12 protein-coding genes are annotated in these 10,208 nt (G+C 53.4%); all 12 read left to right on the top strand.

The genetic code is table 11. The annotated features are described in order from the left end of the window. Positions 1–939, top strand: a 939-nt coding sequence (locus tag H8695_RS11230) for a hypothetical protein (protein WP_249301769.1), incomplete at its 5' end; no start/stop codon positions are given. A gap of 12 nt (positions 940–951) precedes the next feature. Next, positions 952–1,311: a hypothetical protein gene (locus tag H8695_RS11225; RefSeq protein ID WP_249301768.1), complete on the top strand. Its 360-nt coding sequence runs from the start codon at positions 952–954 to the stop codon at positions 1,309–1,311. A gap of 93 nt (positions 1,312–1,404) precedes the next feature. Continuing rightward, positions 1,405–2,019, top strand: a complete 615-nt coding sequence (locus H8695_RS11220) for a polymorphic toxin type 50 domain-containing protein (RefSeq protein WP_249301766.1) — start codon at positions 1,405–1,407, stop codon at positions 2,017–2,019. Next, a complete protein-coding gene (locus H8695_RS11215; protein WP_249301764.1) occupies positions 2,019–2,324 on the top strand; it encodes a hypothetical protein in 306 nt (101 codons plus the stop codon). Before H8695_RS11220 ends, H8695_RS11215 begins: the two co-directional genes overlap by 1 nt. 98 nt (positions 2,325–2,422) lie before the next feature. Further along, positions 2,423–2,734 (top strand): hypothetical protein, encoded by a 312-nt coding sequence (locus H8695_RS11210; protein ID WP_249301762.1) that lies wholly within the window; start codon positions 2,423–2,425, stop codon positions 2,732–2,734. Positions 2,735–2,770: 36 nt separating this feature from the next. Next, entirely contained in the window at positions 2,771–5,170 is a 2,400-nt protein-coding gene (locus tag H8695_RS11205) for an HAD-IC family P-type ATPase (RefSeq protein ID WP_249301760.1), read from the top strand. Positions 5,171–5,710: 540 nt separating this feature from the next. Then, positions 5,711–7,750, top strand: a complete 2,040-nt coding sequence (locus tag H8695_RS11200) for a hypothetical protein (protein WP_249301758.1) — start codon at positions 5,711–5,713, stop codon at positions 7,748–7,750. Between the two features lie 9 nt (positions 7,751–7,759). Then, a complete protein-coding gene (locus H8695_RS11195) occupies positions 7,760–8,221 on the top strand; it encodes a hypothetical protein (RefSeq protein ID WP_249301751.1) in 462 nt (153 codons plus the stop codon). A gap of 22 nt (positions 8,222–8,243) precedes the next feature. Next, positions 8,244–8,720 (top strand): hypothetical protein, encoded by a 477-nt coding sequence (locus H8695_RS11190; protein ID WP_249301749.1) that lies wholly within the window; start codon positions 8,244–8,246, stop codon positions 8,718–8,720. A gap of 34 nt (positions 8,721–8,754) precedes the next feature. After that, the gene (locus H8695_RS11185; RefSeq protein ID WP_249301747.1) at positions 8,755–8,985 is read left to right on the top strand and encodes a hypothetical protein; all 231 of its coding nucleotides are present in this window, start codon (positions 8,755–8,757) and stop codon (positions 8,983–8,985) included. Between the two features lie 255 nt (positions 8,986–9,240). Beyond that, a complete protein-coding gene (locus H8695_RS11180) occupies positions 9,241–9,708 on the top strand; it encodes a hypothetical protein (RefSeq protein ID WP_249301745.1) in 468 nt (155 codons plus the stop codon). Between the two features lie 124 nt (positions 9,709–9,832). Continuing rightward, complete coding sequence (locus H8695_RS11175; RefSeq protein ID WP_249301743.1) at positions 9,833–10,126, top strand: DUF5681 domain-containing protein; 294 nt, start codon at positions 9,833–9,835, stop codon at positions 10,124–10,126. Positions 10,127–10,208 lie beyond the last annotated feature (82 nt).

The following is a 10,208-nucleotide window of genomic DNA, read 5'->3' as shown; positions in this document are numbered from 1 at the left end:
GGCTTTGCCGTGGGCGGCCCCGCAGCGGCAAATGTGATCTTCTCCAGCAAAAACGCCGCGCAAACTGCCCATGAGATCGCCGGGCGCGGCGGTACTCCCGAACAGGTATTGTTGGGGGCCTCTACCGGCTTTCTGGTCGAAACCATAACCAATGCGATACCTTTCGGACAACTCGGTAAGCTCACAGACGCAGCCAGCCAGCTGGAGTTTCAAGGGATGCTCGGCGGCATTCTCAAACAGGCAGGCCTGAGCTTCACCAGCACCAGCGCCGCAAGCGCCATGGAGCGCTTTGCTGATGACCAGATCATGGGTGAAAAATCCTATGTGAGCCAGATGGAACAGGAGCTGCGCAAGCAGGGCTATTCCGCCGAAGAGGCACGGGACAGAGCTGCGCTGTGGAATCATATCGCCCTGCCGGCTATGAACGGGACGCTGGGAGCGATGGGGTCTGTGGCAACTTCGATAGGGCTGATAACGATAGCGGGGCTGCGGGGCAAATATGCCCAGACCATTGCTCTCGATGACCAGTATGGCCAGATTCAACAGAATCAGAACCTGCAGGACCAGAGCCCGCAAGACCCGCAAGACCAACAAGGACAGAACCACCTTGCACTCAATCCTGGCGATGGTATAATGAATGGGGAGAGCAGTAGAAAAGCAAATAAGATCCCTAACAATAATTCTACCACAGGACATATTTTTAGAGATGCGGTAGGACATATTCCTGACACACCGGAAAATAGAGCATTGTTAGAAGATGTGGCCAATAATGCAGAAAATTTTCGTGGAACAGATAAATATGGAAATGAGTGGTATACAAAAACTTTAGAAAATGGCAAAGAAGTTTGGGTAGAATCAAGAAACGGGAACATTTTTGAGGGCGGAATTAATGAGACATCAAAACCATGGAATCCATATACAGGATTAAAAGAGCAATGAGAAGGAGAAAAGATGAAAACGATGCAATCATTCTTAATTTTTTTCTATATTTTAGATGAAGGCTATAATCAGTGTAAGACAGATGATTTGGGAGGATTTTTAGGAGCAATTTCTCCAGAATTATGGGAGGATGGACAGCCCGCCGATAAAGCTGTTTTTAATGATTGGCAGAAAATTAGCAAACCTGAAACAGTTAATACACATAATATCGTGGAAAAAGCGTATACGTTTTTGGAGTATTATGAGAAGAAATTTGGGTTTCATTTTTTTGAAGCTAAGCAATGGCTTTTGAAAACAACAAATGAGGCAGTAGTAGAAAAAGCATACAAGAAAGCTCAGCTGCTGTATCAGAAATTTCAGTACGATAATTAATATAGAATAGATACAGGAGAAAAAAGAGAAACATAAAATGAGAGAAAAGAGAGCAGCGAAGCTGCTCTCTTTTCTCTTTTAGGGTGCAGGACAATGGGACGAGAACTGCGCAAGCAGGGCTATTCTACCGAAGAGGCACGGGACAGAGCTGCGCTGTGGAATTATATCGCCCTGCCGGCTATGAACGGGACGCTGGGAGCGATAGGGTCGGTGGTGACCTCGATAGGGCTGATAACGATAGCGGGGCTGCGGGGCAAATATGCCCAGACCATTGCTCTCGATGACCAGCTCAACCAGATTCAGCAGAACCAGAACCTGCAAGACCAACAGAGCCAAACGGACCAGAACCACCTTGCACAGAATAAACCTGATGGTATAATGAATGGAGAGAGCAGCAAAAGCACCCACGGATTTACTACAACGGTTAACTCAGGTAAACAGGGAAAACATATTGTTGGCAATCGTAATTATATACAGGGAAGAAGTATATTTAACGGAACTGTAGAAGATGCGCAAAAATTAGTGAATGAATTTGCGGGCTCGGGAAGCTGGATTGGTGTAAACAAGGAGCGTATAAATTTTGGAAGAGTGATAGGCCAATATGTCAACCCCATAACAGGGGAGGCTGTTGATACAACAGTGGGGATAATACATTATTCAAAGACAGGAACACATATTATTCCCGCACAACCAATAGGAGGTAATTAATGTTTTTTTCTAATAAAGAAAAAGAAGTTATGGAAAAATTATTTTTGTCTGCCAGTAGCAATCAAAACGAGATTTATACTTTAACTTTTCCTAGTGGAGATATTATTGAAGCTCAAATTGATACATGCTATGAAACGGATAATGATGGGACAGATGATGAATATGAAGAGTACTATGCTTGTGCAATGAGAGTTTTAAAAGTAATAAAAAGTATCAGTCAATCATTTAGCCGAGAAGATTTAATAGAAGTAAACTATCATAATTACCCTAAAGAAATAAAAAATTCTCATGGCGAAAAGTTATAGGAGAAGAGAGCGGCTTTGCCGCTCTCTTCTCTTTTGGCATATAACGTTGAAATTACGCAGCAGGCCTGAGCTTCACCAGCACCAGCGCCGCAAGCGCCATGGAGCGCTTTGCCGATGACCAGATCATGGGTGAAAAATCCTATGTGAGCCAGATGGAATGGGAACTGCGCAAGCAGGGCTATTCCGCCGAAGAGGCACGGGACAGAGCTGCGCTGTGGAATGATATCGCCCTGCCGGTTATGAACGGGACGCTGGGAGCGATAGGGGATGACAGGGAGCAGCTGCCCCGGCAGAGGTGTTGGAAGAGGAGAGGGACGGCAGATTTCTCCGGCGTGAGGGGTCTGTACGCCCTGTCTATTTTCTTACGGTTTGAGGCTTCGGCTTGTATCGGGCTCTGTTTTGATTTATGATAGAAAAAAGGGCTTAAAAGAGAGGAACGGCGAGACGTGAAAGACAGGACAGAGTCGACAACGCACATGGATTTTGAGCGGCTGACACCCGACCCGGCGGTGGGCTTGAGCAGTGAGCAGGCACAGCGGCGCATGGACTGCGGCGCCCACAACGCGCCGCCCGAGGGCATCACGCCGTCGGTGGGAAACATTGTCTTCAAAAATGTCTTCACGCTGTTCAATTTCATCAATCTTCTGCTGGCGCTGGCGGTCACACTGGTCGGGCACCCCAAAAATGCCCTCTTCTTCTTCATTGCGGTAGGCAACACCCTCATGGGCATTGTGCAGGAGCTGCGCGCCAAGCGCACGCTCGACCGCCTGTCGGTACTCGCGAGGGGAAAGGCGACGGTCATTCGCGACGGCAGACAGCTCACGGTCGACCAGGACGAGGTCGTGCTCGACGATGTGCTGCTGGTTGCCGCGGGCGGCCAGATCTGCGCCGACGGCGAGCTGCTGACGGGCGAGGGGCTCGAGGTCAACGAGTCGCTTCTGACGGGCGAGGCGGACAACATCGCAAAACATCCGGGCGACCGGGTGCTCTCGGGCAGCTTTGCGGCGGCCGGGCAGGGCCGCATCCATGTGACGGCGGTGGGCCGCGACAGCTATGCGGGCACCCTCACGGTGGCCGCGCGGCGCGAAAAGAAGAACAAGACCCCGCTCAAGCGCACGCTTGACAACATCATCCGGGCGCTCACCATTGCCATTCTGCCGCTCGGTGCGCTTCTCTTCTACACGCAGTACACGGGCTCGGGCGAGCTTGTCACCTCGGTGCTCGGCACGACCGCAGCCATGATCGGCATGATCCCGGAGGGGCTGATTCTTCTCACCGGCGTGACGCTGACGGTGGGCGCGCTCAAGCTCGCGAGCAAAAAGGCGCTTGTGCAGTCACTGCCGAGCATTGAGACGCTGGCGCGGGTGGATGTGCTCTGTCTCGACAAGACGGGCACCATCACCGACGGCACACTCGAATTTGAAGAGCTCATTGCGCTCGGCGGCACCACCGCCGAGCAGGCGGGCGAGCTGACGGCGGCGCTCATGGGCGCCCTGTCGGACGACAACGCGACGGCAACGGCTCTGCGCGCGGCCTTTTCGCTGTCGCCGCTCTGGCCGGTTTCGGCGCGCGTGCCGTTTTCCTCGGCGCGCAAGTGGAGCGCGGCCGGGTTTGAGGGGCATGGCTGCTGCGTACTCGGCGCGCCGGGCTTTGTGCTCGACGCGGACGCGCTCGAGCTGATTCGGCCGACCATCGACGAGTACGCGGCGCGGGGCCTGCGCGTTTTGTGTCTGGCAAAATCGAACGGGCCTCTGCCCGAGGACGGTCTGCCGGACGACTTGCAGGCGGCGGCGCTTCTCATTTTAAGCGACACCATCCGCCCGGAGGCGGCCGACACTTTCCGCTTTTTCAGCGGGCAGGGTGTGACGCTCAAGGTCATCTCGGGCGACGACGCGCTCACGGTCTCGACCATTGCGCGCAGGGCCGGCATTGAGGGGGCTGAGCGCTACGTTGACATGTCGGCTTTGCCCGAGGGGAGCGATCTTGCGGCTGTGGCGCGCGAAAACACCGTATTCGGCCGCGTGACGCCCGAGCAGAAGCGCGCGCTCATCGCCGCGCTCAAGGATGCGGGTCACACGGTCTGCATGACCGGCGACGGCGTCAACGATGTGCTCGCGATGAAGGAGGCCGACTGCTCGGTGGCGATGATCGGCGGCAGCGACGCGGCGCGCGGCGCCTGCGACTTTGTGCTGATGAGCTCCAACTTCGCCGCCATGGTGGACGTGCTGCGCGAGGGGCGCCGGGTGATCAACAACATTGAAAATGTGGCGAGCATGTATCTGGTCAAGACCATCTACTCGACGCTTCTGTCGCTGCTCTACATCTTCATTCCCTCGCCGTATCCCTTTGCGCCGCTGCAGATGACGCCCATCAGCGCGCTGACAGTGGGCGTGCCCTCGTTCTTTCTGGCGCTGCGGGGCAACTATGAGAAGCCGCAGGGCCGGTTTCTGGCAAATGTGCTGGAGAACTCTCTGCCGGCGGCGCTGGTGGTGGTATTCAACGTTCTGGTGGTGGAGCTCGCGGGGGCGAGCTTCGGCCTGACCCAGGCGGAGACCTCGACGATGAACGTTCTGCTGACGGGGCTGGTGGGCTTCTGTCTGCTCATACAGGTGGCAAGGCCGCTCAAGCCGCTGGACATTGCGCTCATCAGCGCGCTGGCAGTCGTCTTTTCGCTGACCTTTCTGCTCTTTGGCGACTTCTTCATGCTCGGCAGTCTCTTCACGCGAAACGCCTTTTTCTATCTGCCGCTGTGCTATATCTCTCACCGCATGTTTCTCTTTTTGAGCCGGCGGATTGCACGCGCCGCCCGCATCATCGAGGACCGGCGCCGCGCGCGGATGGGATAGGACAAAAACAGAAAAACAGACGCCTGTTGGGCGTCTGTTTTTTTGTGGAAAAGTCTGTGGAAAAGTGGACGGCGGGGAACGCTGTGCCCCAAAATCGCCTCGGTTTCGGGACACAAACCGGGCGCAAACCGGGCACAATGCGGGCACAAACCGGGCGGTAGGCGGGAACATTAAATAAACTAGACAAAACAAAACAAGAATATCTCTTTCGCGCGCGCGAGGACAGACGGAGCAGGGAGAGACGGGAGGACAGGATAAGAGGGCGGGCCCCTACGGGGCCCGCCGGGGAAAACGGCGCATTCCGGCGGGAGAGGGCAGACGGCGCGGACGGCGCCGGCGGCAAAAGAGGTAATAGAATGTAAGTATCGACCTGTGGTATGATGCATACTGAGAAAGAACGGGGCGGCGGCCGAGAGGCTTGCCGCCCCGTCTGGGCAAATACGGCATCGCGCAGGGGCAGTGAGGGAGGGGCCCTGATGCCGACGGGAATGACGGCGGCGCAAGCTGCCGATGAGCATAAGGAGGAGAGCGGCAACGGGAATGCCGACCGATTGGGCGACGGCACAGGAAGAGGAGGCGGCGCTGAAGCGATACCGGGCGCAGCTGGAGCAGAGCGAGCGCGAGGCGCGCCGACAGGCGGCGCAGACGGCACAGGCTGTGAGTAAGGCCGCGGGAAATATGGCGCAGATTGTACAAAGCGGGACCGGCGCAGGAGGCGCGGCGCGCACCGGGCAGGCGGCCGGCACGGTGAAGAGCGGCAACAGCCCGGCGGCGAGACAGGGGCTGCCGGGCTTTGCCGCGCCCGCCACGAAGTGGAAAGCCGCAGACGCCATTCGCGCGGGGCGGGTGAACGCGGGATTGGCCCAGGCGGACAGCGACCCGCTCGGGACCGATCTTGCGGGTGCGCGGCAGCGCGAGCAGGCAACGCGGGCCTACCGTGAGCAGTACCGAAAGGACACCCCGTTTCGCCAGGCGGGCCAGTATGGCCTTGGCAACAGCGACGCTGTGAATTTGAGCGAGCCCGCGGGGACGCACGCCTCAACGGACGCTGTCAACAGTTTTGGCGTGGCGATGAATCTGGATCAGGCGGGCAAGAGCTCGACCGACACCATGATCGAGGCCCGCGACCGATACCGCTTTTACGACGACGCGCTCTTCAGGGTACGGGACAAGATGAACCGGCATCTGACCGTCAAGGGGTATTCGCCGGAGGACACCCGCTATTTTGCCATGCAGCAGGACGAGGCGTATCTTACGCAGATGAGCGACTACTGGCAGCAGATCTACAAGGGGGTCAAGGGCGCCTATGACAGGGAGGAGCACACGGCCTTTGAGGACATGCAGCGGCGTTTCAACCAGATTGACGCCGAGCTGATGACCACTCAGGATCCGCAGAGAATGAAAGAGCTTCAGCAGGAACGTCTGGAGCTGATGGATCTCTATTTTTACAAGTACGATGTGGTAAATCCTTTTTCGACAGGCGTCTACGCGGCGTTCAAGCATCTTTTGCCGTTTGATTCCAACACACTGATTTTTGATGAGGAGGATCGCGCGCGCAACCGGCATGACGAGAGCCTGATGAAAAAATACAGCCCGGAGGGATGGACAATCGGCTCATTGGTCGGCGAATATGCCAAGGGGCAGGCTCTTGGGTGGGCGTCGTCGTCTCTGGGGGAGAAGGCGTTCGGTCTGCCGGTCGTGCAGAAGCTGATCGGCGGCATTACAGACCCGCTCAAGCGGAAGCTGGCAGAGAACGCGGTCAACGAGGCGGTCAGGCAGGGCGTCTGGCTCGGCGCGGAGCTGCCGGGCATTATTCTGGGCGGCGTACAGGAGGGAAAGAAAGCCAACGAGATTCTGGGCGATGTGATGGGCAGGCTTGCGTTCGACATGGCGCTGGCAGGCGTGGAGCTCGGCGGCGGGTATTTCCGCGGCCGGCGGCGCGCAGGGACAGTGAAGCCGCCGGACATTGTGTATTTCAAGAATGCGAGCACACCCGCGGAGATGGACGCGCTCTATGACAGCTATCTCAAAGAACTCACGCCCGGCACAGTGGATTACAGCCAGATGATCGAGGAGTATGACGGGCTCAACGAGTACTTCAGCGCGCTGGGGCTTGACACGCGGTCGTGGGATGATACACTGAGTGTGAGCGGAAAGCCGAGGAAGACAGAGCTCACATATATGCCGACTACGGGCGTTAAGATCAAGGCAACGCCGGGAAAGACGACTACGATTTTGGGGCGGTATGATGACGATATAAAATATATCATCAAAGAGCTGGGTTATCCCGAGACGACAGACTTCGGGCCAAACGAGGGGAGCTTCAATATTTTGAATGTTCCGCTCGGATATAACAGAAATACTTTTTTTGAAGATTACAACATTCCCTTTTTGATGGAGGCAATGGAGCGCGGGGACACCATTTTGTTGGTGACGCCACCGACTTTTGAGCATCGATATCAATTTAATCAAGACACACTGGAATATGAGCTTACAGGCTTTGGTAAAGAATATGATCTATTGATAAAAAAGCATGACTACAGATACGATTTTGAAACACACTGTCTTGTAAAAAATTAGGAGGTAAAAATGAAAAACGAATACTACGATATTATCGAGGAATATTATCGCCCTCTGGCGGAGGAGTTTGGGCTGAAACTGGTCTATCTCGAGGAGCAGGATCCGCGCGAGGGGAACCCGTTTTTGTTAGTGGGAAAAGATTTTGTAATCTATTTTTACACTTTCGATTTTGTCTACATGTATTACTATGAAAAAAATGAAAACGGGGATTATCATCGGAGAGATATTGCAAATTTGATTGCACTTTCCTGCACGAATCGAGAACGCGCTAAAGTCAGCAGAAATTTAGATGACAGCAAAAGAATTGAAAGATTTCTGATATTACATGCACTGACACTTCAAAACTATTGGAAGTCACTCTTGATGGGAGATCGGCACTGGATAGCAGAATTCAAGCGTTGCCGGTGGAATTCTGAACGGGTGGAGATCGACCAGGATATGATTAAGATACTGAAGCCCTATCTGCATTAGTATACAAAAGCGCACTGGAAGAATGGGACGAATGGTGAAAAGGATGAAAAATAAGTATCAGGATATTATCGAGGAGTATTACCGGCCGCTGGCGGAAAAGTTTGGGTTGAAGCTGGTCTATCTCGATCAGTGGGATTACAGAATAGGGAATCCGTTTTTGTTGGTGGGAAAGGACTTTGTGCTGCGTTTTAGCACATATGATTTTGTCTACATTCATTACTACACCAAAGAAGAAAACGGAAAATATCATTGGAGAGAGATTGACGACTTAATTGCATTGTCCTGCACAGATCGAGAGAGAACTCAAATTTTTAGAAACAACGACGATAATCTGGGCAAATCGCTGATTTTACATGCGCTGACACTGGAGAACTACTGGAAGTCGCTTTTGATGGGCGACCGGAACTGGATTGCCGAGTTTAACCGCTGCCCATGGCACCATGAGAAAGATGTGACGCTGGATGAAGAGATTGAGATGCTGCGGCCTTACTTGAAGTAAGACCGCAGCAGGGTCAGCCGGAGGGGGTAGGGTAATGATGAAAAACGAATACTACGATATTATCGAGGAATATTATCGCCCTCTGGCAGAGGAGTTCGGGCTGAAGCTGGTTTATCTCGAGGAACAGGATCCGCGCGAGGGGAACCCGTTTTTGTTAGTGGGAAAAGATTTTGTAATCTATTTTTACACCTTTGATTTTGTCTATATGTATTACTACGAAAAAATGAAAATGGGGATTATCATCGCAGAGAGATTGATGATTTAATTGCACTTTCCTGCACGAATCGAGAACGCGCTAAAGTCAGCAGAGATTTAGATGACAGCAAAAGAATTGAAAGATTTTTGATATTACATGCACTGACACTTCAAAACTATTGGAAGTCGCTGTTGATGGGAGATCGGCACTGGATTGCAGAATTCAAGCGCTGCCGGTGGAATTCTGAACGGGTGGAGATCGACCAGGATATGATTAAGATACTGAAGCCCTATCTGCATTAGAAAACAACAGAGCGCTGGAAGAATGGGACGAATGGAAATGAAAAACAGGTACTACGACATTATCGAGGAGTATTACCGGCCGCTGGCGGAAAAGTTTGGGCTGAAGCTGGTCTATCTGGAGCAGCGAGACTATCGTCAGGGGAACCCGTTTTTACTGGTGGGAAAGGACTTTGTGCTGAAGTTTTATACCTTTGATTATGTGAAGCTCTATTATTATAAAAAAGGTTCCAACGGAAAGTATCACCGCAGAGACATTGTCAATTTGATTGCATTATCCTGCGCAGACCGAGAGAGATCAAAAGTTCGATATATCGATGATGATATTCGGGATGCGTTGATACTTCAAGCACTAACGCTTCAAAACTACTGGAAGTCGCTTTTGATGGGAGACCGGAACTGGATTGCCGAGTTTAACCGTTGCCCATGGCATCATGAGGAAGATGTGACACTGGATGATGAGATTGAGATGCTCAGGCCCTATTTGAAGTAGGATATGCGCAGGGGTAAAAGAGGTAATAGAATGTAAGTATGGACCTGTGGTAAGATATAAACTGGAAAGAAATACAGCAGGAAGGCCGCTCTGAGAAGAGCGGCTTTTTTATGGAGGTGAGCCAATGGCACAGCGGGACAGACGGGGACGCTTTGTAAAGGGTGAGTCCGGCAACCCGGGCGGCAGGCCGAAAGTGCCTGACGAGGTCAAGACAATTTTGAAAGGCGCGACGGTACAGGCGGCGCAGCTGCTTGTTGAGACCATCACCAGCGAAGAGGCAAGCTACAGCATGCGCCTGGATGCGGCAAAGGAAGTTCTCAACCGCGTATACGGCAAATCGCCACAGCCCATTGACGGCGAGCTTGACGCGGTGGTACAGTTCGTGCTCGGCGCAGAGGCCCGGGAGCTGGCGGAATGAGCGCCTGCGGCGCGACAACCGCCTGCGGTGGGGCAGCCGCCTGCGGCGGGGCAACTTGGGGAGAGTCAATGTGGTCAAGATT

This window comes from Feifania hominis (genome assembly GCF_014384765.1).
GTDB lineage: Bacteria > Bacillota > Clostridia > Oscillospirales > Feifaniaceae > Feifania > Feifania hominis.
This window is presented reverse-complemented; position numbering and strand designations above follow the sequence as displayed.

Coding starts and splice junctions, on each gene's coding strand:
- H8695_RS11200 (WP_249301758.1), top strand. CDS start 5,711: ATGCCGACCGATTGGGCGACGGCACAGGAAGAGGAGGCGGCGCTGAAG.
- H8695_RS11220 (WP_249301766.1), top strand. CDS start 1,405: ATGGGACGAGAACTGCGCAAGCAGGGCTATTCTACCGAAGAGGCACGG.
- H8695_RS11195 (WP_249301751.1), top strand. CDS start 7,760: ATGAAAAACGAATACTACGATATTATCGAGGAATATTATCGCCCTCTG.
- H8695_RS11225 (WP_249301768.1), top strand. CDS start 952: ATGAAAACGATGCAATCATTCTTAATTTTTTTCTATATTTTAGATGAA.
- H8695_RS11175 (WP_249301743.1), top strand. CDS start 9,833: ATGGCACAGCGGGACAGACGGGGACGCTTTGTAAAGGGTGAGTCCGGC.
- H8695_RS11210 (WP_249301762.1), top strand. CDS start 2,423: ATGGAGCGCTTTGCCGATGACCAGATCATGGGTGAAAAATCCTATGTG.
- H8695_RS11185 (WP_249301747.1), top strand. CDS start 8,755: ATGATGAAAAACGAATACTACGATATTATCGAGGAATATTATCGCCCT.
- H8695_RS11215 (WP_249301764.1), top strand. CDS start 2,019: ATGTTTTTTTCTAATAAAGAAAAAGAAGTTATGGAAAAATTATTTTTG.
- H8695_RS11180 (WP_249301745.1), top strand. CDS start 9,241: ATGGGACGAATGGAAATGAAAAACAGGTACTACGACATTATCGAGGAG.
- H8695_RS11190 (WP_249301749.1), top strand. CDS start 8,244: ATGGGACGAATGGTGAAAAGGATGAAAAATAAGTATCAGGATATTATC.